Consider the following 26,227-nt stretch of genomic DNA (forward strand, 5'->3'; position numbering starts at 1 on the left):
AGCCCCGTTCATGGGTGAGCTCATGGAGCGCTGGGACTTCGACGGCTGGGCCGAAAGCTACGACGAGGACGTCGAGACGGAGGACTGGATACACCGCGACTACTGGAGAGTTCTGAGGCTCGTGGCTGAGAGAGCCCAGGGCCTCGTCCTCGACGTCGGCTGTGGAACGGGCAACATCCTGCGCTTCCTCGACCCGGAAAGCTACATCGGCGTCGAGCCCTCCGCGGGGATGCGCAGGAAGTTCAGGGAGAAGCACGGGTTCGAGCCACTCGACGGGCACTTCCTGAGGATTCCCCTCCCAGACGGGAGTGTCGATACCGTGATAACGACCTATGCCTTCCACCACGTGCCCGATGAAGAGAAGGAAGACGCGATAAAGGAGATGCTCCGCGTCCTGAGGCCCGGCGGTAAAATCATAATAGCGGACGTGATGTTCAAGTCGGAGGAGGCGAAGAGGCGCATCGGCGAGGAGGACGGACTCACAGAGGAGATAGAGGACGAGTACTTCACGACCATTGAGGGGCTTAGGGAGATATGCGCCGAGCTCGGTCTGGAGTGTCGGTTTGAAAGGCTCAATCGCTACGTCTGGGTTGCGGAACTGCTCACCCCTGACCGGAAACGCTAAAGGACTGACCACTCAACTTCCAACCATGCCCGATGAGGAACTCGTCAGGGAAGTGCAGGAGCTCAGGAAGGCGCTCGAAGAGCTGAGGGAGAGCTTCGCCCTCGTTTCCCAGCTGGCGCAGGCGTATCTCCGATTAATCAACCTCTACGCCCAGTACGGTGGTCTGGGGATAGAGGTGGCCGTTCCCGAGGTTACAGACCCGATATCGAGGGAGATCGTCCGGATTCTCTTCGACCTCAAGCGGGCGAACGTGAGCGAGATAGCGCGGGAGCTGAAGGGCAGGCGCGGAAAGGCCTCGCGCAACACCGTGAGGGCAAGGCTGACCGAGCTTCGGGAGATGGGAATCGTCGTTGAGGTTCCGGGTGAGAGGGGGAAGTGCTACGCCCTCTCAAAGAAGGTGGTCAAAAAGTGGCTTGAAATAATCGGAATCCCGATTAAGCTTGACCGGGCTAATGATTATCGAGGTGGTTGGTATGGAGGAGAAGGTTGGAACCCCCAAGAGGAAGCTGGAGGAACTCCTGGACGAGATCGTTGAAGAGATGAGGAACGCGAAGACGCCGGAGGAAGTGAAAGTCCTCAGGGAGAAGGTGGAAATCCTCGAAGACCTCACCGAGGCCTACGGGGGCGACAAGAACTTGGAGAAGATACCTGCACTCCTGGATCTCATGGATAAGGTAGGGGACATGATAGAGGACATCCTCCAGCCGCTCAAGGAGCTGCTCAACGAGCTCTACAGCCCGGAGAGGGTTCAGGCGATGGGGAAGAGCGTGGCGGAGTTCTACAAGAACCTCGTCGAGGCGGGCATGGACAAGGAGGCGGCGCTTGAGCTCACCAAGGAGTACATGGACTCGATAAACCCAGGTAAGAAGCTCATGGAGATGCTCGGCGGCCTTATAAAGGGACACGGCGGGAAGTTCCAGATTCCGGGCTTCCCTCAGGGGTTTGGGGGGGAGAGAAAGACCGACGGGGGTAGTGAATGAACCCGCTTTCCCTCCTCCGCTTTTTTCTCCGCCTTCCATCGCTCGCGTTTAAAATCGCCGGTCTCGTGAGGACAACCAACCGGGCGAGGCGGGGCTTTAAGCGTGTTCTCAGGGCTGAAGGCCTTCCAGAGGACGTGGTTGGTGAACTTGGAGAGCATTTCTCCCCACAGCTCCCGTCTCTTTTCAAACGGTAACCTCAATGCCCGCGACCTCTTTCACGATTCTCCTGAACCTCTCGAAGTCCACTTTCTCCTCTTTTAGGAGTTTCCTTAGGACATCGTAGAATGCATCCCCTGCCCGCTGGTGGAGCTCGCACAGAATCAGTGCGCCCTTCGTGTAGGAGAGCTCCCAGAGGCCGAGTCTCCCCCACTCCGACGGTCTGAGCTTCTCCGCTTCTGGAAAGCGCTTAACGATGGCTTCGTAGTTCCTTTTTAGGCCTTCGATGAAGCGATTGAACGCTTCTTCGCCGTGTATTTCTCTAATTGCAAGCGCCGTCAGGTAGTTGGCGAAGGCCTCGTCGAAGAACCTGCTCAGGTGCGCCTCGGGTGTTGCCCTCGGGTTCCAGAGATGGGCGAGCTCGTGGTATAGGTTTGCAGGTATCCCGGCCCTGAGCGAGCTTCCGGGGACGAGTGCGTAGCCCTTCCCGGCCTGCCCGCCGTAGTTCTCCGGCGTCTCGATGACGGTGAACTTATTCGCCCTGCGTCCCAAGATGGACGAATAAAACCCGTATGCCTTCTCAAGCAGTTCGAGGGTTCTGCCGATTCCTTCCTCGCCCAGAACGAAGAGCCTGAAGGGTTCCTCCTCAATCACTGTGAAGGGTGCCACCGCGATGTCGAGCCTGTTTGTGCCCTCAATCTTCAGCCGGTTCCCCTTGATTTCCCCGCCAAACGCCACCACTAACCCTTCCGGAACGTCCTCGACCGTTATTTCCGCGCTAAATTCGGAGCCAACGACCGACTTGATGAGGCTTTCAAAGTCTGGCTCCGACGGGATTGGATAAAAGAGCGAGTCCGTCCTGAGCAGGGTGTACTCCGGGTTCACTGAGTCCTTGAGGTAGGGGAGGACGTTTTCATAGCTCTCAAGCCTTCCCGAGTATTTCAGCTCGACTTCCTCGAGCGGTTCTTCAAGCCGGACGACGCCGGCCTCGAAGGCCTCAAAGCCTTGGAGACCCTCCAAGCACCATGAAAACGGGACGCTCGCGGATTTCACTCGCAGACCGCGATTGAGGAGGAAGGTTCCCGCTTTTCCGGCCAGCTTTAACTTCGCCTCTGCTTCCAATGTTCCCCTCTCGAAGTTGAGATTCAAATGGAGTTCCAAGCGCTTAATCATTTTTCATCCTCTTGTTCTTACTTCCCCGCCCCACATAAAACTCCCAAACAAAATAAAATCTCCTCTTCTGGATATAATAAAACGAATGGTGAAGAAACCCTACCAAAATATGACACTGAATTAAGTGGTATAAATTCAGTATCCGTTTTTGAATTTGAATACCCATATTTAGCTCCAATAATTATTCCTATTTTATCATTATTTTTAAGAGTTATTCTGTTCGACTCTATTAATTCACATATTATACTCTCAAAGGGGCGAGGGGCGTAGCTTGTGACCCCTATTGTAAACTTATAGTTTTTTAGTGCCATTAATAGTTCATCTCTGTTTTTTATTATCTTATAACTCAAACCAAAGTCATTCAATATCTTGCCTATTTTAGCTTCTTTTATACGGTTCTCCTTGTTATATATCAAAAATTCAAATATATTAAAAGGTGTTTTCCTAAATTCATAACTTGCCTGAGAGTTTTTAGTATCCTCTAAACTGTTATTCGACGGTTTGTCGACGATTCCAATAATATCTGAAATACTAAATACTCCATCTATTAGTGGATTGTTATCCCCCATAGTCACAATCATATCTCCCCTGATATCCACTATTCTGTGTAAGACTGTGCCACTGAAAGTCTTGACTAGTACGATATCTCCTATGCCAAGTGGAGTTTCCGAGTAAAATTTTCGTATTGTAACCATATCCCCGTCTTTTATTGTGGGATACATGCTATTACCTGTAGCTTTTAGTCTTATTATGCCTCTCTTTTCTAATGCCATTCTGTAAAGAATTTCTAAATCTTTTTTGTTCATACTTTTCATTCAGAATCTCCCTCCTTTAACAGGTATCCCTTTGAAATTAAGTCTCTAATAAATGTATTAATATCTTCCATAATCCTTTGCACATTTTCATGCCCTGTTAGTATATGGATATGCATGGCAATATCTTTTACAGTATAATGTTCACAGAGTATAAATATCAAGTAACCAATTTCATTTGTCATATGTATATTTCCTGACTCTGGATCATAAAAGATAATGTCTCCATTGGAATTCCTCTGTACGATTATATTCTCGTTTTTTTGAACTTTCATTTACATCACTCTCCGTATATTATTTGTTGGGAGATTAACTTCGACTCCAAACTCTTTAAAAAACAAGAATGTGGGGAAAGTTGATTTCACTATTTCGCAGTTGTACATGTCCACGGCGTCTATCTTTCCATACATGGCAAATGCGTTTCCTCTGCATCCTCCACCACATACATACCTAAATATGCATGATGAACAAGAGGACAAAGATGTTACTTCAATTTTTTGAACGAATTCAGTAGCTTTGTGTGAATGTAAAATTTGAGATAGTTTTGTTTGCATAATATTCCCAAGTCTAAAATTGGGATATTCAAGCATTCTGCAGGGATACACATCACCATTTGCATCTATCAAGGCTTCAGTTCTCAATGCCCCACATGAAATTCTTCTTTTTATTTTTTCAAAATAGAAACTTTTCATATTTGGTATAGTTTTTCTCTTAAAGCTATCAATTGATATCTTTCTTATAATTTCTCTTATTGAAACACTTACGTCCATATGATCTTTTGCCCTTCCAAGTGGTAACATTGGTATTAGGTTAATATTGTGCCTTTTAACTCCAATATCCTCAAAAAATTGTATTGTTTCTGATAGAGTCTTAATGTTGTACTTGGTAATAACTATGTTCAGCGACACTTCAATTCCATTTGATATACACATCTTTATACCTCTCAGAATTTCCGAAAGAGTGCCCTTTCCTCTAGTCTTTGAGTTAATCTCCTCTATGTGGCTGTCAACACTAATAGTCACATGCTTGAAATAGTTGGCAACGCTATCAACAATGTTTCCGCGTAATAATACCCCATTTGTTATGAGAGCTAATTCTAAGCCAAGATTTTTTGCATACTCTGCAATGGTAAAAATATCCTTTCTAAGTAATGGTTCGCCACCTGTGAATACTATTTCCCTTCCATCATTTTCATGTATTTCGTCAATGACCTTAATCCACTCTTTCGTATTTAATTCAGTGTTTAAGGGTTTCCATTTCTTATCCTCCCCAGAATTATAACAATAAATGCATCTAAGATTGCATCTATTAGTTAACTTGATATAATATATGCTTGGCTTTATTTGGGAATTATTTTTTGTATTTTGTGTTATAGTGGGCACGTCAAGTAATAAACAATTTGCTAACAGTTTGGATACTATCTTAACAGCCTCTTTATTACTAACCGCACCTTTATCGACACCATTATTTTTTAACTCGTCAAGTTTATGCAACTCTTCTTTAGAGATAGTGACCCAGCTTGGGACTTCTGGGTCAAAAGCTATGTATTTGCCATTATACTCAAAGACAACAATTCTTTTTAAATTTTCAACAGCCTTAAGGATTGGTATCTTAATCACAACTCCCACCCCCATCACACTTGTGTGAATTTTTTGAGCTCCTTTGAAGCATGTATGATTAACAACAGGGTCACAATACCACTAGCTAACAACACAACTAGGGGCGTCTTTCCTAGGAACATTTGACTCCTTAGCATGTAGAGGAAGTATGTTGCAGGATTCACATACGTAATTGGATGAAGATAGCTGGGAATTGCTTCGACAGGATAGAAAATTGGCGCTGAGTACATCCACACGAGATTGAGTATATTAATAAGGCTCGAGAAAGCACTAATAGTTTTTATTCTGACAAGCATAATTATGTAAATTGCTGAATACATTAAGCTAGCTATTAAAATTGTGACTATTACTAGGGGGACACTACTAACAGACATCCCCACATTAAACCCCAAACCAGCAATAAGCAACATCAGTAGGCCCTGCAATATTGTTATTATTGACACCCCAAGGATTTTCCCGATTATATAATGACCTCGCCCTATGGGAGCTGATAATATAAGCGTTATTATATTAGAGAATCTTTCATTAAAGATTGATTGAGCACACATCATTGATGTAAACATTATGGTCATTAACACTATACCCGGAACAGCAAATGAAGAATACGATATCAACACATTTCTGAACTCAATGTGTCCAACTACATTGTTAATAGAACTCATAAAGAAGATAATTAGGATTATTGGCTGGATTAGTAAGGACAGCAAAAATGCCCTTGACTTTGTATACAGCTTAAGTTCTCTATAAAGGATTGGAGATATCACCCTATCACCTCCAGATATATATCTTCAAGATCTTTCACGCCCAATGTGACCCTATATGGTCTCAAACCGCTATTTGCAAGAATACGAAACACTTCTTGTATTTCCCCCTCATCCGATAGCCGTACAATCACAGTAGTGTCCGAAACTTTTTTGCCATTCAGAATATCAGCCGCTTGGTCTGCGAGACGTTTTTCATCAAATTCTACTATTACTATGTTTTCAGAAAACATGCGTCTTATTTTCTTTGGGGGACCTTCCAGAATCTTTTTGCCATGATTAATTAATACGACTTTATCTGCATTTTCTTCAACTTCCTCCATGTAGTGTGTAGTCCACAATACAGCACGTTGGGTAGTTTTCATGAAATCTCTTACGAGATCCCAGAAGTCTCTCCTACTCTGGGGATCCAGACCTACGGTAGGTTCATCCAATATCAAAATCTCTGGGTCTATTGCGAATGCCCGTGCTAATTGTCCTCTCCTAACAAGCCCACCAGAAAGTTTTTCAATTGGCTCTTTTCTCTTTTCCCACAAATTGAATTCTTTCAGTACCCTTACTATTCTATCCTCACGCTCTTTCTTGGGGAATCCATACATTCTCAAAAAGATGTCTAGATTATCCCAAAGGGATAAGAAATAGTCAAATGCGTTATCCTGAGGTACGAATGCGATTTTCCTTTTCACACTCAAGAATGCTCTTTCGTCGGTAGGAGAAACACCACAGACAGAGACAGAGCCTGAAGTGGGAGTTAAAAAACCCATAATAATTTTCAACGTTGTTGTTTTTCCAGCACCGTTTGGCCCTATAAGTGCAGTTATTTCATTCCGATATACTTTAAAGGACAAATTGGACAATGCTGTAATCCCACTGGGATATCTCATTGTTACATTTAGAGCTTCAATTGCGGTGTTCATACACCTCCCCCCAATGGAATATGCTCAAATGAAACATGACGAAATATGGGACAAAAAGATAAAAGAGATTATGTCATAGTAACTTTTCCACCTCCACCACCCACAAGAAGTCCACACTGGCAGGCACAAGCCAGTATATCCTCCAACTCTACTTCCATAAGTTTGGGTTGTATATACTCCATTTTGGGATCACCTCCCAAGCAGTTTTCGTGTAATTATTTACCAACATGGGTTTTAAAATTTTCGCTAACTATAATATTGCAACCTTTGGTTAAAAATGGTTAATGGAGATATCAACGTGTAACTCGTAGTTAGGGCATTAGGGTTCTTGAGAAGAACGGCTTCGAACTAGTGGGAAGGTTGAGAAATCCTCGACGAGGTAAATATCATCTGTTTCGAAACTATGAACCGATAGTTACCTTGATGGCTGTTCCAGTTATAGGCTCAATCCCAAGTTAATGAAAAGGGACCACCCAAGAGCAAAGAGGAAGAGTTTTCGGATGTTCTCTTTCATCCTCATCACCCTCGGAGGGTTTAATCCTCAAGGATGAGGATCTGCCCGAGGACGTGGTGGATGAGCTTGTCGAGCATTTAACTCCTCGGTTTCCGTCTCTTTTCAAACGGTAATCCCAATGCCTGCAGTCCCTTCACGAGCTAGAGGAACTTCTCGTAAATCAGCTCGTCTAAGTACCTCCCGTCGCTCCAGACGTGCTCCCGGAACCGTCCGCTCAATGAGAAGCCGTTCTTCTCGAGAACGCGGATTGAAGGAATGTTGTCGCTGTGAACCTTCGCCCAGACCTTGCGCAGGTTTAGGTGCCTGAAGGCGTATTCGCAGAGGAGCCTCACGACTTCCGTTCCGTAGCCCTTTCCCCTCTCCTCCGGTGCGAGGTAGTAGAACAGCTCGCCCCATCTCGCGCTCCAGTTGACCCAGTTGAAGCCCGCGATGCCTATGAGGGTTCCATCTTTTTTGAGGACGGCAAAGGTAGGTGCTTTTTCTTTGTTCTTCCTCAGCTCTTCATAGAATTCCTCCTCTTCCTCCGGGAGCGTGAAGTAAGCCGAGTTAAAGAAGTTCCTGACCGTGCTTCTCTCGTTGTACCACTCCCAGCTTTTCTTAAGGTCTTCCTTGAGCAGTATTCCTAGCGAGACTTTCTCTCCCCTGAGGATTACCGGCCGCATGGGAACACCCATCTTTACAACGCGAAAGAGTTTTAAGCGTTTTCCATGACGTTGGTTTCAGTGATACTTGTGAACCCGCTCTCGGTCTTCACTTTGGCTTTGTCTATGCTGGAATAAGGGCCATTAGGAGGAGAAGCGGGCGATGACCATCCTCCAATCTTTCGTCACGCCCGCTGCAATCCCCTCCCCCAAAACCTCGACCCAGCCGTTCTCCCAGAGCTCCCGAACCTTTGGCTCCTTTCTGCCGGCGATTTCAACGACGACTGCGTTCCCTTCGAGCTCGCCGCCAACGAGGAGCTTATTTTTGAGGGGCAGAAGCGAGGTCGCGCTTCCCTCGCCGAGCTCAACATCTCGTTCACCAATCCTGAGCCAGAAGTTCTCCCCGCGGTAGCCGGCCAGGACGAGCTCTCCGTTCCAGAGGCAGGCCGTCAGCGCTATCCCCTCCACAAGGGCTTTCTCTCCGCGGAGCTCGCCGTTTTCATCGAAGTCAAAGGCTCTGACCTCCCAGCGTCCATCTTTGACGCTCCCGATGAGCTTTAGACCATTTCCCGATGGGAGAAGGGCCGTGAAGAGGACGTCGTCCCAGCTTCCAAAATCCTTCAGCCAGAGGAGCTCGCCTTCCGGGGAGACCTTGCCAATGAAGAAGCCCCTGTTTCCCGGCCTCCCTGTTTCGTCCGCTATGATGATTCCATCCCCCGCGGGCAGGATTGAGTGAACCGCCCCGTTGCTTCTAACGTCGAGCTTCAGCTCCCAGAGAACGTTTAAGTTCCCATCAAGTCTCGCGAGGTATGCCTTCCAGCCCTCGCCGCCATAGGGCGTTGCGGTTCCCTCGACGGACCCGCCGATGAGGTAGCCGTCGTCGAGCTTAGCTCCGCTATGTCCTTCCCAGTCGTTTTTTCCGGCTAAAAAGCGCGTTTCAACTATCTCTTCCCCATCGAGCCTTGCGAGCATTATCCTGTAGTTCCTCCCGTCGTGGACGATTCCAACGAGCAGGTCGCCGGCTAAGGCCGTGGGGACGGTCTCGGTGCCGAAGGAGTAAGTTCTCATAACCTCTCAGCCTCCGTGTGACTCTACGGGGATTGCAAAGAGCTCAGGGCCAGCGTTCTGGGCTTAAACGGATTCCGACCCCGAACATGGTTCACCCCCGAGCCCAACTTTACTTTTAATGGTGTTTAAACGTTACTCCGGTTTTCTCCCGACGGTCACAACGCTGAAAATACTTCTGTAGTGGGTTCTCACGTCGAAACCAGCCTTCTTTAGGACGAACTCGACTATCCACGGGGCCCAGACGTTGATTTTAACCTTGAAGAAGTAGCCTTCTCAAAGTTCACAAAGAGTCTCTCCGCGGTCCCGGTGAGCGTGTCGAGACGAACGTGGAACGAGGTGAAGGGCTCTTCCACCAGCACCTCGCGGTAGTTCTCGTGGAGCAGCCTGACCCAGTCGGCGTACTCGACGACCAAGGTGCCGCCAGGCTTCAGGACGCAGAAGGCCTCCCAAACGGCCGAGTCAAAGTCGTAGATGCTCATATGCGGCAGGGGATTGCCGAGGAAGGCAACGAGGTCAAAGCTCTCATCCGGAAAATCAAGGTTCTTAGCGTCCATTACCTTGAACTCGGCTTTATGCCCGAGCTCCCGGGTGATTTCTTTGGCTTTCTTTACGAGCTCTTCCTGCGTGTCTATTCCCACAACCCCAAAGCCCAGCTCCTCGAGGGCGAAGGTTGAAACCCCCATGCCGCACCCTACGTCGAGGGCCTTTCCGCTAAGTCGGGGAAGAACGTCCCTGAGGAGTTCCCTCATCCGTTCGAGCCTCTTCCGTCCGGTTTCGCCCCGCGGGTCGTAGAGCCAGGGTTTCTCCTCGTAGGTCGGCTCGAAGGTTACCCCGAGGTTCCGGAACATGCCACCACCGTGTTTACAACCCCGAATTGTTTTTAAGGGTTACCATTGATTTGGAATTCAGGTGTTGGAGGTGGACGTTGAAAGAGCAGTTGAGCTCGCGCTGTCCCTCGGCGCGGAGTACGCCGAGGTGAGGGAGGAACGGCTCCTCAGGACCGGAGTCACAGGTTCAGAGGAGGTGACCGTCTCCACCCGCTCCATTGGAGGCTTCGGCGTTAGGGTCCTTGCGAACGGCTCTTGGGGCTTCGTTTCTGTGAACTCTCAGGAGGACCTTGAGTGGGCCGTTAAACGGGCGATAAAGCTCGCACGGGTCGGGAAAAGCAACGTGAGGCTCGCCGAGATAAAACCAGTTAGAGACAGGGTGAAAAGCAGGATGAAGGTTAAGCCCCCGGAAGTGCCGCTCGAGGAAAAGGTTGAGGTTGTCCGGGGGCTCCTCAACGGGCTTCCAGAGGCGTCGAGGAAGGTCGTCAAATACTCGGACTTCTCGGGTGTTAAAAGGCTCATCACGAGCGAGGGAACTGAAATCGAGTGGGAACTGGCGGGAATCTCCTTCATAACCTATTTAACGGCCTCCTCAAATGGACGAAGTGCAGAGCTCTTCAGCTTGACCGGCTCAATCGAGAGGGGCTTCGAAGCCGTTGAGGGCATGACGGAGAAAATCCTCGGCGAAATCCGCGGTCAGATGAACTGCTTCCTCCACGGGAAACGGCCCAAACTGAAAGACGTTCCGGTCCTCCTCTCGCCGCGCTTCGCGGGGATGATTGCCCACGAGGCTTTGGGACACCTCGCAGAGGCTGACGAGCTGCCGAACACGCCTTTAGCTGATAAGCTCGGCGAGAGAATCGCGCCGGAGTTCGTGGGCCTGAGCGACGGGAACGTTCCAGATGGCCACGGAAACGACCTCTACGACGACGAGGGCGTTCCCGTTAGAAAGGTCGAAATCCTGAAGGATGGGGTTTTCAACGAGCCCCTTGTGGACAGGGAGCGGGCCTTTGGGCTCGGCGTTGAGCCCAACGGGCACGCGAGGGCCGAGAGCTACGCCTTCGGGCCGATGGTGAGGATGAGGAACACCTACTTCGAGCCTGACGACTGGGCGTTTGAGGAGCTGCTCGAGGAAACCAAGCTCGGCTACTACCTCGTGAGCGCCGGCCCGGGGCAGACTGGACTCGATTCTTCATTTACAGTTGGAGTCATGGAGGGCTACGTCATCAGGGACGGCGAGATTGCCGAGCCAATCTTCGGCGCGACGGCGAGCGGTAAAGCCCTCGACGCGCTCCCCGGAATCAGGGGGCTCGGGAGGGAACTCGACTTTGAGAACTCCTACTGTGGAAAGGGGCAGGTGGTGAGGGTGAGCATGGGAGGGCCTCACGTCCTCTTCGAGAAGGGAATCCGGGTGGTGTGAATGGAGCGCGAGGTTTACCGCCTGAGGGAGGAGCGGACCGGCGTTTCCTTCGAGGGGAGCATAAAGCCCTTCGCCCGCGTTAGGGAGTTCACAGCGGCGAGGCTCATCGAGAACGGGAGGATGAGTTCAGCACTCGCCGAAGGTAAAGACGAGGAAGGAGCTTTGAGGCTCGCCCGCGAGACGCTCCGCTTTTCAAAGGAGGAGGACTACCACCTCCCGACCGGTTGCAGGGCCCGCTGGGATCGGACGTTTGAGGTGGAAGTTGAAGACCTCGCCGGCGAGCTCTCCGCGCTGGTCGGTGAACTGGAAAAGCGGGGGTTCTCGCTCTCCGGGACGGTTGAGCTTATAACGAGGCGCTTCTCGGTCGAGAGCACCGCGGGGGCGGACGTTGAAGGTTCTTACTCCCTCATGAAGGCCGAGTTCGAAATCGGGGGCGAGCTTTCATTCTCCCTCTCCGCGGGCTCGGCTTCAAGGGTTGAGCTCAGCGGGTTCATAAACCCTTACCTCTGGCTCATAGAGGGGCTCGGCGAGGCCAATCCTCCAAAGGGAAACGTTGAGACAATATTCGCCCCGACGCCTCTTTACAGCATTCTCCTCGTTCCCGTCCTCTGGAAGTTCCGCGGGAGCACTGCTCTCAAATCGCCGGGAATGGAGGCAAAAGAAGGGGAAACCTTAGCTTCATCACTCGTCACGATTCTCGACGACCCCCTCGATGAAAATTCCCTCCGCTACGTGAAGGCGGACGACGAGGGGGTTAGAGCAGGGAAGAACGTTCTGATTGAGGACGGAATCGCCAAAGGTCTGCTCTGGGACAGCCACAGCGCATGGAAGGCCGGTAGGGAGAGCACCGGGAACGGGATAAGAATTGAGGAGAAAATCATCGCCGGTTCGCATAACTTAACCCTTGTACCGGGGAACAGGACGCCGGAAGGGCTTATTTCGGAAATTGATAAGGGCTTTATTGCCCTCGGCATCAGGGGAGCGAACGCCCTTGACCCAACCACCGGTGATTTCTCGGTCGTCGTAACGCCGGCCCTCCTCATTGAGCGGGGTGAAGTTAGGGGCTTCTCGAGCTTCGAGCTCAGGGGAAACGTCTGGGGACTCCTCAAGAATGCAACGGGCATTGGGAGGGAGCTAACGAGAGTATGGCTCGAGGAGGGACTTTCTCTCTCGCTCCCGTTCCTTAGAACCGAGGTGATGCTATGAGGGACGCCTTGACGGTCCTCGCGGTTCTCTTCCTCATAGCCCTTTCTTTCCTGCCCGCTGTGCTACTCGGTCCCGTCTATTTCGCATTCCTCGCCCTATACTTTGTTGCAGTGTACCTCGCCGAGCGCATCGGGCGGACCTGGCTTGAGGAGGCCGTTTCGGTCGTGTTTGCCCTAGTCTTCGCCCATCTCATTATGGAAAAACTCGGGCGCTGGGACGTGCGCCTGTTCGGAATCTTTGCTGTCCTTGTTTTGATTTCGGCAATCCGGAGGCTGAGAAATGAGGGTAGCGCTAATCCCGATGCGCGTTGAAGCTGGAAACTTCGAGGCCAACTGGAGGGAGTTCGAGAAACGCTTTCGAGAGGCGCTGAAACACGGGCCGGACTTCCTCGTCTTCCCCGAGTACTGCCTGACCGGCTTTGAGGAGTGGGACTTCAGCGGGGCGGAACTTTACGGTGAGATAGTCGAGAGAGTTAGCGCGCTCGCACGGGAGGCCGGAGTTTACGTCGTCTTCGGCCTCCTTGAGCCATACAAGAACTGCATCTACAACTCCGCCCTCCTCATCGGGCGCAACGGCGAGGTTCTCCTCAGGCACAGGAAGTTCCAGGAGCCGATGAAGTTCTGCACCGGAAACACCGTCAGAACCGCCAGAACTGAGTTCGGGAAGGTGGCGGTAATCATCTGCGGCGACCTCTACAACAGGAGGATAGCGAAGTGGGTTAGGCGGAAGGGGCCGGACTACCTGTTCGTGCCGATGGAGTACTCGCCGGACTATGGGGAGCTTAACGATGAAGATGTTAAGGCGATGGCGGAGCGGGTGAAGTTGCTCGGCATTAGGGCCTTCATCGTCAACAGCTATCCTCCCGGAGGCGCGTGGGTCTTCGATAAGAACGGTGAGCTCCTGGCCTCTTCCCGGCGGGAAGAGATGCTCCTCTACGACCTCCGATAAAAGTGAAAAGAACAGAAAGAGGGGTCAGGCGTCCACGTAGGTGGCCTCGGCCCACTCGTAGGCGTCGAGACCGGTCTTCTCGGCCTCCTCGGGAACGCGGACGGGGGTTATCTTGTCGGTTATCCATATCAGGATGTAGGTCACCACGAAGGCGTAGATGGCGCAGAAGACCGCAGCCGCCACCTGCTTGAAGAAGAAAGTGGCGTCCCCATGGAGTAAACCGTTGCTTCCGAGTATCGCCGAGCTTCCGAAGATTCCGAGGAGGATTATTCCGGAGAAACCTCCGATGCCGTGAACGCCCCAGACGTCGAGGGCGTCGTCCCAGCCCCTCTTGTTCTTGAAGTCAACCGCCAGGTGACAGATTATGGCCGAGAGGACGCCGACAATCATCGCGGCCTGCGGGCTTATGAATCCCGCTGTGGGGGTAACTGTCGCCAGGCCCGCTATCGAGCCCGTCATGAAGCCGAGGGCACTCCACTTTCCGGTTCTCCAGTAGTCGAGGAACATCCACGTAACCGCGGCGAAGGCGGCCGCTTCCATCGTGTTGACGAAGGCAACGTTGGTGTCGACGTTGACCCTCAAAGCAGAGCCAGCGTTGAAGCCGAACCAGCCGAACCAGAGCAGGGCGGTTCCGATGAGTATCAGCGGGAGGCTGTGGTTTCCTTCCTTTACGTGCTTTCTCGCGCCAAGGTAAGCTATCACGGCAAGGGCACCGAAACCGGCGCTCGTGTGGACGACTATTCCACCGGCGAAGTCCTCAACGCCCCACTTCTGCAGGAAGCCACCGCCCCAGAGCCAGTGGGCGAAGGGGAAGTACACGAGGAACAGCCAGAGGGTCATGAAGACGATGAAGGCCTTGAAGCGCATTCTGTCGGCGAAGGCTCCAGTCATGAGAACCGGGGTGATTATGGCGAACATGAGCTGATAGACCATGAAGGTGTACATGCTGATTACATGGTTCCCCGGGTAGAGGGTGCTCGGGGTTATGTTGTTCAGGAAGAAGTAGTGGGCGTTTCCGATTACACCTTTGACGTCAGGTCCAAAGGCGAGGCTGAAACCGAAGAGAACCCAGAGTACAGTCGTCCACCCGGCCGAGAAGAAGTTCTGCATCATCATCGTTACCGCGTTCTTCTTGTTGACCATACCCCCGTAGAACAAAGCCAAACCGGGGGTCATTATAAACACCAGCGCCGCCGCTATCAGCATAAAACCGTCGCTACCTGGACTGAACATCTTTGCCACCACCGTGCGATTTGTTCCAGCGGAACCTTCGAAAAATGTTCGTAACTGTGTGTTATACTACTTTTGGTTCATCTGTCTATATCAAAGCCTATTTTGTTATTTTGTGTTATATTGTTGTCCTTTGTTATCTTTGAATAACTTTAGACTAATCTTTCATATATTTTTTTGACGAGATGTCATGTCATTAGGGCCTTTTAACGGCGTTTCTGGGGGGAATAATCTAACAATTTGATATTGCATAATAGAAAAGTTTTGTCGAAAAATATTCAAAAAGTTATGAAAAATCTTTTGGACGACTCATGGACCTGAACTGCGTCAGTGCCCTTTGCCCTTTCCCTGCCCCGTCTCCATCTCCGAGCCTATTATCTCCTCGTACTCGGCCTTGCTAAGGAGCTGGGGCTCGTAGGTCACCCCATAACTGGAGAGAGTCTTGACGAACGAACGGAGGTGGTTTCTGCTTCCCTTCATGAGGTTCTCATAGACCGCTATGATATCAACCTTGTTCGTCTGGTCAATCCTCTCCTGGAGGTCGATGATGTCTGTTTCCTCTATCAGGGCTCCAACCATGAGTGCATCAACCTCGCTCTTGCTACCCATCTCAATCAGCTGGTCATAAAGCGCCTGTAGGTCGGGATTGGTGAACACTCCAACGGGCTCGTTGGCAGTTGGGTCGGTTATGTTGTACTTCTCAAGGAGCGAGCGAACGGCATTCACGTGTGTGCTCTCACTCTGGGCTATGTTGTTGAATATCTTAAGACCCCACTTCTCGTAGAGTTTAATGTAAACGTCGTGTGCCAGCTTTTCCTCTTCTACCATGTAGAGCAAGCCCTCTTTTTCCTCCGGACTCAACTGGCCGGCCGGTACCGAGTCAACGTAGTTCTGGAGTTCTTCGGTGTTGACCGCCCCGTTCTCGTCGGTGACGTTTGGTAGCGTATCACTCGAGGGTGCCTGGACCTTCGCTGGCCCAGTCTCGGTTTCGCCGTTCAATATAGCGTAGAACTCTTCTTTGCTGAGAACCTGCGGCGTGTACTCGACGCCCATCTTTTCGAGCTGGCCGACGAAGGCCCTGAGGTGGTTTCTGCTTCCCTTCATGAGGTTCTCATAGACCGCTATGATATCAACCTTGTTCGTCTGGTCAATCCTCTCCTGGAGGTCCTTGATGTCGGTCTCCTCTATCAGTGCGCCGACCTTAAGTGCATCGACCTCGCTTTTCATTCCCATCTCGATGAGCTGGTTGTAGAGCTTCTGAAGCTCCTCGTTATGAAACTCCCCGACTCCCTCGTTCTGGGTTGGGTCCGTCAGGTTGTACTTCTCAAGGAGCAACCTAACCGCGTTCACGTGTGTGCTCTCGCTCTCGGCGATGTTTTTGAATATCGTAAGCCCCCACTTCTCGTAGAGCTTTGTGTAAACGTCGTGGGCGAGCTTTTCTTCTTCAACCATGTAAAGCAGGCCGTCCTTCTCCTCCGGGGTTAAGGTACCTGCTGGCACCGAGTCAATGTACGATTTCAAATCCCCCGTGTTTACGTTGCCGTTCTCGTTGACGGCGTTGGGCAACTGGTCGGCGCTTCCCTTTCCAGCCCCTCCGCCGCTTGTTTTGGTTCCAGTGGTTGTCCCTGTGCTTATGCAGCCCGCTCCCAGGACGCTGAGGAGCAGTATGCCAACCAGCAGAACACCAAAGAATCTCCTCATGGTTCTTTCACCTCTCCATATGCAACTTTATTATTACATATGTCTCTCTATTTAAAAACCTTTTGGTTTCTCGATTCCACCCGTAATACTTCGACGTTCGAATTTTTAACGGTTTTCCAAAAGTTTATCTACTCTCCCGTATAGTTTTCAGCGGTGAGAGCATGTATCTCCCCGCGGTTTTCATCGATGAGAACGTCGCCTTCTCGCGGATACCTATGAAAGAGCTGGACGAAGTTGCCGAAACCTTCGACGCGGTGGTGGTCCTCGTTGAGGACTTCGAGCTCCCGTATTCGCTCGATGAGTGGAAAAGACGGGAAGTTAAGGTCTTCCACAGCCCAATCCCGGATTTCAGCGCTCCTCCTTTGAGTCAACTCCTTGAAATCCTCCGCTGGATTGAAGCCAAGGTTGGAGAGGAGAAGAAAGTCCTCGTCCACTGCCTTGGTGGATGCGGGCGGAGCGGGACGGTTGCGGTGGCGTGGCTGATGTACTCCCGGCGTTTGACCCTCGGTGAGGCCCTCTCCGAGGTCAGGAGGCTCAGACCGTGCGCGGTTGAGACCGGGGAGCAGCTTGAGGTTCTTAGGGAGCTCGAACGGGTTTTGTTGGCCCGACTCCAGTACTCCGAAAGTCCCTGACCCCGAAGGCCTTATCGACCTTCCACAGCAGGACCTTTGAGAGCTCGAGGCCAAGTTCGCGTTGAGGACGAGAATGGTGTCCCGGTGGTAATAGATAACCTGTGCGTTATGTTGACGTTGTGTTGATGCCGTTGGATGCCAAAACCGAGGTTATGAATGCTATGATGCCCGGCTTCTCCAAGATGCTCTCGGGTTTACCAGAACTATTGTGGTACCTCAATGACCTTGAGGACGCCCTCCTAGTAGCTTCAAGGGAGCGCCCTTGTCCTCGCTGGAGACTGTTATCACGAACGTCTCAACGTCCTGTGTAAGCTGGAAAACGCACTCTCTCCATCTTCTTGGAGGGCTCTTTGAGGTTGGGCCGGGACGGTGCCCTTCTCTGCGGTTATGGTCGTGAGATTTGATTGAGGTGAGATTACTGCTCTATGTCCCTCCTCTCAAGCTCGTCGGTGAAGAGCCGGGCCAGGGCGCTGTAGTTGACTATCCCCAGGCTCATGCACTCCTTAACTGCCGGCTTTGTCTCTACGAGTTCCTTGACAAGTTTTGCGATGCTCGGCTTTCCCTCCTCCATCTTCACACCGCAACCTCGTATGTCACCATGGGTGATAAACTTTTCGGCCGCTGGATGGACACACCTGTCCAAACTGTTAAATATCCACGCGTCCACGCCATCCCGGTGATTTCCAATGACAGGTGATGGCTTTTGGCCTGAGCAGGGCAATTAGAAACTCAAAGAAAAACGCCATAATAGCCGAGCTGAAGGTCCATTCTCCCAAGTACGGCGATCTTTTACGGGGCCGTGATCCCTTCGGAATTCTAAGGGCGTATGAGCGTGCCGGAGCCGTTGGGGTTTCGTACATAACCGAACCCCGGTACTTCAGGGGGAGCTTTGAGTTCCTCAGAAAGCTCTGCAGGGAGACCGAACTGCCGGTTCTCAGGAAGGATTTCATAACGACCGGGGAGGACGTTGAAAGAACTGCCGAGGCAGGGGCAGCCGCGGTTCTCCTGATAGCAAGGCTCCTTGGGGAGGATCTGGCGGAGCTTGTGGATCTAGCAAAGGAGCACGGGTTGGACACGCTCGTTGAGGTGCACAGTGAGGGGGAGCTGATGAGGGCCCTGGAAACCAGCACGACGATGATAGGCATCAACAACAGGGACATAAGAAAGCTCGAGCTCGACAACGGGAACGTTTCCCTGACCGAAAGGCTCGCCCCGCTGATCCCTAGGAAATACGTCAGGGTCAGCGAGAGCGGTATATCAACGCTTGACGACCTCAGAAGGGCCCTTCGGCTGACGGACGCGGCGTTGATAGGTACCGCACTGATGAGGGCGGAGGATCCCGAGGAGCTCCTCAGGAAGTTCGTGGAGGTGGAGGTATGAGTCTTCTTGAAAGAATAATCTCGGGAGAGAACCTCAGCTTCGATGAAGCCTACGGTCTCTTTCATGAGCTTGAGAAGGAGAGCGAGGTTCGAATAGCGGCCTACCTCGCGGCGCTCCAGACCAAGGGCTACACGGGGGAGGAGATCGCGGGCCTCGCGAAGGCAATGCGCGACGCTGCTGTGAAGGTTGACCTCGGTGAGGTGGCTGATACCGCCGGCACCGGCGGGGACGGGAGCTCAACGATAAACGTCAGCACAGCCTCCGCCCTCATCCTCTCCTCCTTCACCCGCGTTGCCAAGCACGGGAACACGTCTGTAACGTCCAGGAGCGGCTCGGCCGACCTCCTCAGGGCCCTCGGGATAAACCCCGAGATCGGGCCGGAAAGGGCGAAGGAGATGGTGGAGAGGACGGGCTTTACGTTCCTCTTCGCGCCGCTGTATCACCCCGCCCTCAGGCCCATAATGCCCGTCCGGCGGGCCCTTGGTGTGAGGACCGTCTTCAACATCCTCGGCCCCCTCGCGAATCCGGCAGAGCCAGCGTACCAGATCGTCGGCGTGAACTCTCCCGGCCTCCTGGAGCTCATGGCGGAGGCCCTCTCTTTCCTCGGGGTCAAACGGGCCCTCGTCGTCCACGGAAGCGGGATGGACGAGGTGAGTCCATTCTCCGAAACGAGCGTCGTTGAGGTCAGGGGAAAACGTGCGGAATCCTACACGGTCTCGCCCGAGGACTTCGGGCTGAAGCCGGTGAAGCCCGTCCCCTGCGCCTCCCCGGAGGAGAGCGCCCGGCGCATAAAGGCCGTTCTGGCCGGGGGCGGAGGGGAGGAGGACAGGAACTTCGTTCTGGTGAACGCCTCGGCCGCCCTGTACGCGGCTGGGGTTGCCAGGGATTTCAGGGAAGGCGTTGAGATTGGAGAGAACGCCCTCGGGAAGGAGATGCTGGAGAGGCTGGAGGCGATAGCGTGCCTTTCAAGAGCCTGAGGTACGTTGATCCCCTCGACCTGTACTCCGCCCTCAGGGACTTCGACATGCCCTTCATCCTCCGCTCGGCTGAAAAAGGCGACAGGAAGGCCAGGTTCACCTACGTCTCGGCGATGCCCGAGTTCAGAGTTGAGGTCTCGGGCGGGGGCACGTTCGTGGATGGCGAGAAGGCATCAGATGAGACCAACCCATTCCGGGCCCTGAAGGGCCTCATGAATGACAGCGTCGAGGGCAACCGCTTCCTCGGCGGCTTCGTTGGGTACATCGCCTACGACGCTGTTCACAACTACGTTAAGGGAGACATCGAGGAGCCGTCGGTCTTTGGCTACTACCCCTGGGTTTTCGTGTACGACCACGTGAGGAACACCTTCGGATTCTTCTACCTCCGGGAACCGCCGTTCGACCCCGAGGCCGTGGTGAGGAGGGCAGGAGGGGGAAAGCGGTCCGGAGGTGGTTCCTCCATTGTCTCCGCAGACGCCGGGATTGAGGAGTTCGTGGAGATGGTGGAGAGGGGGAAGGAGTACATCCGCTCGGGCGACGTCTTTCAGGTCGTTCTCTCCAGGGAGTACCGCGTTGAGACGGACCTCGACCCCCTTGAGGTGTACGAGCGTCTCGTTTCCATAAACCCCAGCCCCTACACCTTCCTCCTCGAGTTCGGCAAGACCGTCGTCGGGGCGTCGCCCGAGACGATGGGTTCGGTCGAGGGAAAGACCTTCAGGATAAACCCGATAGCGGGCACCGCTCCCCGCGGCAGAACCCCTGAGGAGGACGAGAAAATCAGGAGGCGCCTCCTCAGCGACGAGAAGGAGAGGGCGGAGCACGTCATGCTCGTGGACCTCGCGAGAAACGACGTCAGGAGAGTCTCGGAGGCGGGAAGCGTGAGGCTCGTCCGCTTCTTCGACGTCCTCCGCTACAGCCACGTCCAGCACATAGAGAGCGAGGTCGTCGGGGAGCTCAGGGAGGGGTTCACCGCATTCGATGCCATGGAAGCGGCGTTTCCGGCGGGGATCCTGACCGGTGCGCCGAAGATAAGGGCGATGGAGATCATAGACGAGCTGGAGAGGAGCAGGAGGCGCGTCTACGGCGGGGCAGTCGGCTACTTCTCGGCCACCGGTGACGCGGACCTCGCGATAGCGATCAGGATGGCGGAGATAGACCGCGTTGCAAGGGTCAGGGCCGGGGCCGGAATAGTGGCGGATTCAGTTCCTGAGCGGGAGTACGAGGAGACCGAGAACAAGATGAAAGCCGTCCTGAAGGCCCTGGGGGTGGTTGAGTGATAGTTCTCGTGGACAACAGGGACTCCTTCGTCTGGAACCTAGCCGAGTACGCTTCCCTCTTCGACGATGTTAAGGTCGTTCCCAACACGCTCACGCCGGCCGAGGTGAAGCGGCTCGACCCGGACGGGATAATAATCTCCCCCGGACCCGGCTCTCCCTCAGACAGGAGGGAGGTCGGCAACTCGCCGGAGATCGTCCTCGAGGCGGAGGTTCCGGTGCTGGGCGTCTGCCTCGGCCACCAGATAATAGCGGAGGTCTTTGGCGGAAGGGTCGGCAGGGTGAACCCGAGGCACGGTAAGGCCAGCCCGGTCAGGCACGACGGAAGGGGCGTCTTCAGGGGGGTCAAGAACCCCCTGAATGCCGGCCGTTACCACTCCCTGGCCGTCATCGAGGTTCCCAAGGGGTTCAGGGTAACGGCCGTCTCCCTCGACGACGGCGTCATCATGGGAATAAGGCACAGGAAACTGCCCATTGAGGGCGTTCAGTTCCATCCCGAAAGCGTTCTGACCGAGTGGGAGAGCCGGGAGGGGCTCAAGATAATCAAAAACTTCGTGGAGATGACGAGATGATGTTCGTGAAGATATGCGGTGTCAGGAACTCGGACGAGCTGAGGCTCGTGGAGAGGTACGCGGACGCGACCGGGGTAGTGGTGAACTCGAACTCCCGGAGAAGGGTTCCGCTGACGGTTGCCAGGGAGCTTATCGAGGAATCGCGGATTCCGATATACCTGGTCTCGACGATGGTCGGCTTCTCTGAGTGGGCCAACGCCATCGAAAGAACCGGGGCGGAGTACGTCCAGGTGCACTCCAACGCGCATCCGAGGACGGTCGAGAGGCTGGTCTCCGAGTACGGGGTCTCGGTCATGAAGGCCTTCACTGTCCCGAGGGAGAGCGATTCCCCGGAGGAGGACGCGGAGAGGCTCCTCGAGCTCATCGCCCAGTACGAGGTTGACAGGATCCTCCTCGACACTGGGGCCGGGAGCGGCAGGAGGCACGACTACCGCGTGAGCGCCATCGTTGCGAGGAGATACCCAATAGTCCTCGCGGGTGGTCTAACGCCGGAGAACGTTGGGGAGGCACTGAAGTGGGTCAAACCGGCCGGCGTGGACGTCTCGAGCGGCGTTGAGCGGAACGGCGTGAAGGACAGAACGCTTATAGAGGAATTCATAGGGAGGGTAAAAAATGTGGTTCGGTAGGTTCGGAGGGCAGTTCGTCCCCGAGACGTTAATGGAGCCTCTGAGGGAGCTTGAGAAGGCCTACAACGAGCTCAAGAACGATGAGGAGTTCAACAGGACCCTCAACTACTACCTCAGAACCTGGGCCGGCAGGCCGACCCCGCTCTACTACGCCAGGAGGCTGAGCGAGAAGATAGGCGGGGCGAGGATATACCTCAAGAGGGAGGACCTGCTTCACGGCGGTGCGCATAAGACGAACAACGCGATAGGGCAGGCTTTGCTTGCGAAGTTCATGGGCAAGAGCAGGCTCATAGCGGAGACCGGGGCAGGTCAGCACGGGGTCGCAACGGCGATGGCTGGTGCGCTCCTCGGGATGAGTGTCGACGTTTACATGGGGGCGGAGGACGTGGAGAGGCAGTCCATGAACGTCTTCAGGATGAAGCTTCTCGGGGCGAACGTCATCCCGGTCCACTCCGGCTCGAAGACCCTCAAAGATGCGATAAACGAGGCCCTGAGGGACTGGGTCGCGAGCTTCGGGCACTCCCACTACCTCATAGGCTCCGTCGTCGGGCCCCACCCCTACCCCATCATCGTGAGGGACTTCCAGTCCGTGATAGGGAGGGAGGCGAGGGAGCAGATACTCGAGGCCGAGGGAAGGCTCCCGGACGCCATAGTGGCCTGCGTGGGCGGCGGAAGCAACGCGATGGGCATCTTCTACCCCTTCGTAGATGATGATGTCAGGCTGATAGGTGTCGAGGCTGGAGGAAAGGGCCTTGAGACGGGTCTCCACGCCGCGTCGCTCAACGCCGGTGAGGAGGGCGTCTTCCACGGCATGCTTAGCTACTTCCTCCAGAACGAGGAGGGGCAGATAACGCCGACCCACAGCGTCTCGGCCGGCCTGGACTACCCCGGCGTCGGGCCGGAGCACGCGCAGATGAAGGAGAGCGGAAGGGCGGAGTACGTCACGGTCACGGATGACGAGGCTCTGAGGGCCTTCCACGAGCTCTCCCGGACCGAGGGCATACTGCCTGCACTCGAGTCGGCACACGCGGTTGCGTACGCCATGAAGCTCGCGGGGGAGATGGAGCGGGACGAGGTAATAATCGTGAACCTCTCAGGAAGGGGCGATAAGGACCTCGGAATAGTCATGAAGGTGAGCGGAGATGTTTGAGAGGGGCTCGATCATACCCTACATAACGGCCGGCGACCCGAGCGTCGGGGCAACGCTGAAATTCCTCGACGCCGTAGCGGAGTACTCCGGGGCGATAGAGCTGGGGCTCCCCTTCAGCGACCCCATGGCCGACGGGAAGACCATACAGGCGTCTCACGAGAGGGCCCTCAGGGGCGGCTTCAGGCTGAGGGACCTCTTCCCCCTCGTGAGGGAGTTCAGGAAGGACCACGACACGCCGCTTGTTCTGATGACCTACTACAATCCGGTTTACAGGACCGGTCTCAGGGAGTTCCTGGGCTCGGCGAAGGCCAGCGGGGTTGATGGAATCCTCGTGGTTGACCTGCCGGTGAGCCACGCGGAACCCCTGCTGGAAATTGCGAAGGAGGAGGGGATTAAAACGGTCTTCCTCGCGGCACCCAACACCCCCGATGACAGGCTGAGGGAGATATGCAGGGCATCAACGGGCTTCGTTTACCTAATCTCCCTCTACGGAACCACCGGCGCGAGGGAAGAGATACCCGATACCGCTTTCCAGCTGTTGAGGAGGGCCAGGGCCATGTGCAACAGAAAACTTGCGGTCGGATTCGGCGTCTCGCGGAGGGAGCACGTTGAAAGGCTCCTCCAGAGCGGTGCAGACGGGGTGGTTGTGGGGAGCGCCCTCATAAGGCTCATAGAGGAACACGGGGAGGAGGCGGCCCCTCTCCTGAGGGAGACCGTAAAAGAGCTCTCAGGGCTCTAAGTTCTTTACTGGGCTTTTTCTACCTCTTCCCACGCCTTCCTTCTCAGCAGGTGGTCGGCAAGAACAAAGGCGATCACCGCTTCAACCACCGGGAGCGCTTTGGGGACGATGCAGGAGTCAAAGCGGCCCCTCAGCCTCAGCTCGACCTCATCCATCCTATCGAGGTCGACGGTCCTCTGGGGCAGGTATATTGAGGGCGTTGGCTTGAACGCTATTCTGGCAACAAGGGGCATTCCGGTCGTTATGCCACCGAGGACGCCGCCGTGGTTGTTCGTTTCTGTGACAACCTTCCCGTCCCTGATGACGAATGGGTCGTTCGCCTCGCTCCCCCTCATCTCCGCGAACTTGAATCCCAAGCCAAACTCAACCCCTTTAACAGCTGGAATCCTGAAGAGCGCCGAGGCCAGATCCGCCTCAATGTCCTCCTCCCAGGGCCCGCCCAGGCCGGGGGGAACGTTCACCGCCACGGCCTCGACCACGCCGCCCACACTGTCTCCCTTCTTCCTCGCGTCCTCCATCTCATGGAGCATCCTTTCAAAGGCGTCCTCGTCCGGGCAGTATGGGTTGGTCGAGGCGAGCAGCTCCTCCGGCTCGAAAGACGGGCACTCCACGGAGCCTACGCGCCTGAGGTAGGCCCTTATCCTCACGTTGTACCTCTCGAGGAGCTTCTTGGCGAAGTAGCCGGCTATGACGGTCCCAACCGTTAGCCTGCCGGAGAAGTGGCCGCCACCGCGGTAGTCGTTGTAGCCGAAGAACTTCAGCTTGGCGGGGTAGTCCGCGTGGCCCGGCCTCGGGGTGTTCCTTATCTCCTCGTAGTAGGATGAATCCACGTCCCGGTTCCACACCATGACCGCTACCGGCGTCCCCGTTGTGAAACCGTTGAAGACGCCGGAGAGTATAACCGGCTCGTCGCTCTCCCGTCTCTTGGTCGAGAACCGCGGGATGCCCTTTCGCCTCCCGAGCTCGACCTTCATCTCCTCAATTTTAACCTCGATTCCCGGCGGCAGTCCCTCCACCAGAACCCCCACCGCCTTTCCGTGGCTCTCCCCAAAGAGCGTGAAGCTAAGCAGTCTTCCCCTCATTTAAGCAACCTCCTCAGGTCATCGAAAAATCCGGGGTAGGACTTGGCGACGACCCCTTCGTTCTCGATGACGGTCTCCCCGCGGGCCCCGAGGCCCAGTACCGCCATGGCCATCGCCACCCTGTGGTCGTTGAAGTCCTCAACGGTAACCCCCCTCGGCCTCCCGCCCCGGATTTCCAGGCCGTCCCTCAGCTCCCTCACCTTCACCCCCGCCCTCGCGAGGTTGAGCGCCATCGCATGGACCCTGTCGCTCTCCTTGTACCTGAGCTGTTTACCGCGTATCACGCTCCTTCCGTCGGCGTAGGCGGCCAAAACCGTGAGGATCGGGAACAGGTCTGGGAAGTCGGAGCAGTCCATCTCAAAGCTCCTCAGCTCCCCCCTCTCAACCTCCACGTAGTCCCTCCCGACCCTGACCTCCGCCCCCATGCTCTCCAGAATTTCGACGATGGCGCGGTCGGCCTGGACGTCCTCCAGGTCAAGGTTCTCCACCCTGACTTTCCCGTACAGCGCTCCCGCGGCGAGGAAAAAGGCGGCGCTCGAGTAGTCGCCGGGGACGTGGAAGTCCGTTCCACTGACACCCGGGAAGACCGTGATGCCGCCGTTCCGCTCGAAATCAACGCCAAAAGCCTCCATCGTCCTGAGCGTCATCTCTATGTATGGTCTCGATACCGCGTTGTCGAACTCAACGCGAATTCCGGCTCGGGACGCGAGTATCAGGAGGGCCGTCACGAACTGGGAAGAGAGAGACGCGTCCACCCTTACCCCGCTTCCAAGGCTCCCCCCGGACACCTCGATGGGAAGTTTCTCGCCCCTCACCCTCACGCCGAGCGAGAGCAGGGCGCGGACGAGCGGGGCGAAGGGCCTCTCCCGTAGCCTTCCCTCGCCGTCGATCACGCTCCTTCCCCTCGCGAGAGAGGCCACGGCGACGCTTATCCTCGCTGTTGTCCCCGATTCCCGGGCGTTTATCCTCGCCGGCAGGATCTCCTCCGGGGGAATCACCCGGTTCCAGTCCGCCTCGGCTCCAAAGGCCCTGACCGCGCTCAGCGTTGCCTCCGTGTCGTCGCTCACGAGGGGTTCCTCTATTCTGCTCTCTCCATCCGCCAGGAGCGCGAGAAAGAAGGCCCTGTGGGTGTAGCTCTTCGACGGCGGCGCCCTGATCGTCCCTTCCAGGCGGTCAACTGGCTCTATCCTCAAGGTA

Annotated in this window: 29 protein-coding genes and 1 pseudogene; 16 read left to right on the forward strand and 14 right to left on the reverse strand. The window is 54.4% G+C overall.

Going from position 1 to position 26,227, the window contains the following annotated elements; translation table 11 throughout:
* Positions 1 to 10 precede the first annotated feature (10 nt).
* The 4 genes and pseudogenes from ACYQ04_RS01410 to ACYQ04_RS01425 all read left to right on the forward strand — a co-directional run bounded on the left by ACYQ04_RS01410 (position 11) and on the right by ACYQ04_RS01425 (position 1,799).
* A complete protein-coding gene (locus tag ACYQ04_RS01410) occupies positions 11 to 625 on the forward strand; it encodes a class I SAM-dependent methyltransferase (protein WP_460126938.1) in 615 nt (204 codons plus the stop codon).
* Between the two features lie 25 nt (positions 626 to 650).
* Positions 651 to 1,085: pseudogene (locus ACYQ04_RS01415) on the forward strand (winged helix-turn-helix domain-containing protein); the annotation flags it as partial.
* A gap of 13 nt (positions 1,086 to 1,098) precedes the next feature.
* Positions 1,099 to 1,605: a hypothetical protein gene (locus tag ACYQ04_RS01420; RefSeq protein WP_460126939.1), complete on the forward strand. Its 507-nt coding sequence runs from the start codon at positions 1,099 to 1,101 to the stop codon at positions 1,603 to 1,605.
* On the forward strand, positions 1,602 to 1,799 hold the full coding sequence (locus ACYQ04_RS01425; RefSeq protein ID WP_460126940.1) for a hypothetical protein: 198 nt from the start codon (positions 1,602 to 1,604) through the stop codon (positions 1,797 to 1,799). Before ACYQ04_RS01420 ends, ACYQ04_RS01425 begins: the two co-directional genes overlap by 4 nt.
* Here the strand turns inward: ACYQ04_RS01425 and ACYQ04_RS01430 are convergent.
* The 9 genes from ACYQ04_RS01430 to ACYQ04_RS01470 form a co-directional block, all read right to left on the reverse strand.
* Positions 1,789 to 2,934 carry a gluzincin family metallopeptidase gene (locus ACYQ04_RS01430; RefSeq protein ID WP_460126941.1) on the reverse strand — a complete coding sequence of 382 codons (1,146 nt, stop codon included), beginning with the start codon at positions 2,932 to 2,934 and terminating at the stop codon, positions 1,789 to 1,791. The two genes, ACYQ04_RS01425 and ACYQ04_RS01430, sit on opposite strands and share 11 nt — an antisense overlap.
* Positions 2,935 to 2,951: 17 nt before the next feature.
* On the reverse strand, positions 2,952 to 3,749 hold the full coding sequence (locus tag ACYQ04_RS01435; protein ID WP_460126942.1) for a S24/S26 family peptidase: 798 nt from the start codon (positions 3,747 to 3,749) through the stop codon (positions 2,952 to 2,954).
* Positions 3,746 to 4,021, reverse strand: a complete 276-nt coding sequence (locus ACYQ04_RS01440; RefSeq protein WP_460126943.1) for a PqqD family protein — start codon at positions 4,019 to 4,021, stop codon at positions 3,746 to 3,748. The genes ACYQ04_RS01435 and ACYQ04_RS01440 overlap by 4 nt, the downstream gene beginning before the upstream one ends.
* Positions 4,022 to 5,365, reverse strand: coding sequence for a radical SAM protein (locus ACYQ04_RS01445; RefSeq protein WP_460126944.1), 1,344 nt, complete (start codon positions 5,363 to 5,365; stop codon positions 4,022 to 4,024).
* A 14-nt stretch (positions 5,366 to 5,379) separates the two neighbouring features.
* The gene (locus tag ACYQ04_RS01450) at positions 5,380 to 6,129 is read right to left on the reverse strand and encodes an ABC transporter permease (RefSeq protein WP_460126945.1); all 750 of its coding nucleotides are present in this window, start codon (positions 6,127 to 6,129) and stop codon (positions 5,380 to 5,382) included.
* On the reverse strand, positions 6,126 to 7,043 hold the full coding sequence (locus ACYQ04_RS01455) for an ABC transporter ATP-binding protein (protein ID WP_460126946.1): 918 nt from the start codon (positions 7,041 to 7,043) through the stop codon (positions 6,126 to 6,128). The genes ACYQ04_RS01450 and ACYQ04_RS01455 overlap by 4 nt, the downstream gene beginning before the upstream one ends.
* Positions 7,044 to 7,697: 654 nt before the next feature.
* Positions 7,698 to 8,231, reverse strand: coding sequence for a GNAT family N-acetyltransferase (locus tag ACYQ04_RS01460; protein WP_460126947.1), 534 nt, complete (start codon positions 8,229 to 8,231; stop codon positions 7,698 to 7,700).
* A 111-nt stretch (positions 8,232 to 8,342) separates the two neighbouring features.
* Positions 8,343 to 9,266 carry a hypothetical protein gene (locus ACYQ04_RS01465; protein ID WP_460126948.1) on the reverse strand — a complete coding sequence of 308 codons (924 nt, stop codon included), beginning with the start codon at positions 9,264 to 9,266 and terminating at the stop codon, positions 8,343 to 8,345.
* A 224-nt stretch (positions 9,267 to 9,490) separates the two neighbouring features.
* A complete protein-coding gene (locus ACYQ04_RS01470) occupies positions 9,491 to 10,114 on the reverse strand; it encodes a class I SAM-dependent methyltransferase (RefSeq protein WP_460126949.1) in 624 nt (207 codons plus the stop codon).
* Between the two features lie 70 nt (positions 10,115 to 10,184).
* Here ACYQ04_RS01470 and ACYQ04_RS01475 point away from each other — a divergent pair, with 70 nt between their 5' ends.
* From ACYQ04_RS01475 to ACYQ04_RS01490, 4 genes are read left to right on the forward strand one after another with little or no spacing between them, the layout of a single operon-like run.
* Positions 10,185 to 11,513: a metallopeptidase TldD-related protein gene (locus tag ACYQ04_RS01475; protein ID WP_460126950.1), complete on the forward strand. Its 1,329-nt coding sequence runs from the start codon at positions 10,185 to 10,187 to the stop codon at positions 11,511 to 11,513.
* Positions 11,514 to 12,719, forward strand: a complete 1,206-nt coding sequence (locus ACYQ04_RS01480; RefSeq protein ID WP_460126951.1) for a TldD/PmbA family protein — start codon at positions 11,514 to 11,516, stop codon at positions 12,717 to 12,719.
* A complete protein-coding gene (locus tag ACYQ04_RS01485; protein ID WP_460126952.1) occupies positions 12,716 to 13,030 on the forward strand; it encodes a hypothetical protein in 315 nt (104 codons plus the stop codon). Before ACYQ04_RS01480 ends, ACYQ04_RS01485 begins: the two co-directional genes overlap by 4 nt.
* Positions 12,999 to 13,667, forward strand: a complete 669-nt coding sequence (locus ACYQ04_RS01490; RefSeq protein ID WP_460126953.1) for a carbon-nitrogen hydrolase family protein — start codon at positions 12,999 to 13,001, stop codon at positions 13,665 to 13,667. Before ACYQ04_RS01485 ends, ACYQ04_RS01490 begins: the two co-directional genes overlap by 32 nt.
* Before the next feature lie 24 nt (positions 13,668 to 13,691).
* Here the strand turns inward: ACYQ04_RS01490 and ACYQ04_RS01495 are convergent, their stop codons facing one another.
* Positions 13,692 to 14,900 carry an ammonium transporter gene (locus tag ACYQ04_RS01495; RefSeq protein ID WP_460127254.1) on the reverse strand — a complete coding sequence of 403 codons (1,209 nt, stop codon included), beginning with the start codon at positions 14,898 to 14,900 and terminating at the stop codon, positions 13,692 to 13,694.
* Between the two features lie 324 nt (positions 14,901 to 15,224).
* A complete protein-coding gene (locus tag ACYQ04_RS01500) occupies positions 15,225 to 16,598 on the reverse strand; it encodes a DUF2202 domain-containing protein (RefSeq protein WP_460126954.1) in 1,374 nt (457 codons plus the stop codon).
* A 161-nt stretch (positions 16,599 to 16,759) separates the two neighbouring features.
* Here ACYQ04_RS01500 and ACYQ04_RS01505 point away from each other — a divergent pair, with 161 nt between their 5' ends.
* Positions 16,760 to 17,230 (forward strand): protein-tyrosine phosphatase family protein, encoded by a 471-nt coding sequence (locus ACYQ04_RS01505; RefSeq protein WP_460126955.1) that lies wholly within the window; start codon positions 16,760 to 16,762, stop codon positions 17,228 to 17,230.
* A gap of 415 nt (positions 17,231 to 17,645) precedes the next feature.
* On the opposite strand, the gene ACYQ04_RS01510 is transcribed toward ACYQ04_RS01505, so the two are convergent.
* Positions 17,646 to 17,807 (reverse strand): hypothetical protein, encoded by a 162-nt coding sequence (locus ACYQ04_RS01510; RefSeq protein WP_460126956.1) that lies wholly within the window; start codon positions 17,805 to 17,807, stop codon positions 17,646 to 17,648.
* 116 nt (positions 17,808 to 17,923) lie between these two features.
* On the opposite strand from ACYQ04_RS01510, the gene trpC reads away from it, so the two are divergent.
* From trpC to trpA, 7 genes are read left to right on the forward strand one after another with little or no spacing between them, the layout of a single operon-like run.
* Positions 17,924 to 18,610 carry an indole-3-glycerol phosphate synthase TrpC gene (gene trpC / locus ACYQ04_RS01515; protein WP_460126957.1) on the forward strand — a complete coding sequence of 229 codons (687 nt, stop codon included), beginning with the start codon at positions 17,924 to 17,926 and terminating at the stop codon, positions 18,608 to 18,610.
* Positions 18,607 to 19,587 (forward strand): anthranilate phosphoribosyltransferase, encoded by a 981-nt coding sequence (gene trpD, locus ACYQ04_RS01520; protein ID WP_460126958.1) that lies wholly within the window; start codon positions 18,607 to 18,609, stop codon positions 19,585 to 19,587. Before trpC ends, trpD begins: the two co-directional genes overlap by 4 nt.
* Positions 19,569 to 20,864 carry an anthranilate synthase component I gene (locus tag ACYQ04_RS01525; protein ID WP_460126959.1) on the forward strand — a complete coding sequence of 432 codons (1,296 nt, stop codon included), beginning with the start codon at positions 19,569 to 19,571 and terminating at the stop codon, positions 20,862 to 20,864. The genes trpD and ACYQ04_RS01525 overlap by 19 nt, the downstream gene beginning before the upstream one ends.
* Positions 20,861 to 21,433, forward strand: a complete 573-nt coding sequence (locus ACYQ04_RS01530; protein ID WP_460126960.1) for an aminodeoxychorismate/anthranilate synthase component II — start codon at positions 20,861 to 20,863, stop codon at positions 21,431 to 21,433. The genes ACYQ04_RS01525 and ACYQ04_RS01530 overlap by 4 nt, the downstream gene beginning before the upstream one ends.
* Positions 21,433 to 22,059: a phosphoribosylanthranilate isomerase gene (locus tag ACYQ04_RS01535; protein ID WP_460127255.1), complete on the forward strand. Its 627-nt coding sequence runs from the start codon at positions 21,433 to 21,435 to the stop codon at positions 22,057 to 22,059. Before ACYQ04_RS01530 ends, ACYQ04_RS01535 begins: the two co-directional genes overlap by 1 nt.
* Entirely contained in the window at positions 22,046 to 23,209 is a 1,164-nt protein-coding gene (gene trpB, locus ACYQ04_RS01540) for a tryptophan synthase subunit beta (protein ID WP_460126961.1), read from the forward strand. Before ACYQ04_RS01535 ends, trpB begins: the two co-directional genes overlap by 14 nt.
* The gene (gene trpA, locus ACYQ04_RS01545; protein WP_460126962.1) at positions 23,202 to 23,948 is read left to right on the forward strand and encodes a tryptophan synthase subunit alpha; all 747 of its coding nucleotides are present in this window, start codon (positions 23,202 to 23,204) and stop codon (positions 23,946 to 23,948) included. Before trpB ends, trpA begins: the two co-directional genes overlap by 8 nt.
* Before the next feature lie 5 nt (positions 23,949 to 23,953).
* Here the strand turns inward: trpA and aroC are convergent, their stop codons facing one another.
* Both aroC and aroA read right to left on the reverse strand, forming a co-directional pair.
* Positions 23,954 to 25,030: a chorismate synthase gene (gene aroC / locus ACYQ04_RS01550; RefSeq protein WP_460126963.1), complete on the reverse strand. Its 1,077-nt coding sequence runs from the start codon at positions 25,028 to 25,030 to the stop codon at positions 23,954 to 23,956.
* Positions 25,027 to 26,223, reverse strand: coding sequence for a 3-phosphoshikimate 1-carboxyvinyltransferase (aroA, locus tag ACYQ04_RS01555; RefSeq protein WP_460126964.1), 1,197 nt, complete (start codon positions 26,221 to 26,223; stop codon positions 25,027 to 25,029). Before aroA ends, aroC begins: the two co-directional genes overlap by 4 nt.
* Between the last annotated feature and the right edge of the window lie 4 nt (positions 26,224 to 26,227).

The organism is Thermococcus prieurii, assembly GCF_054657655.1.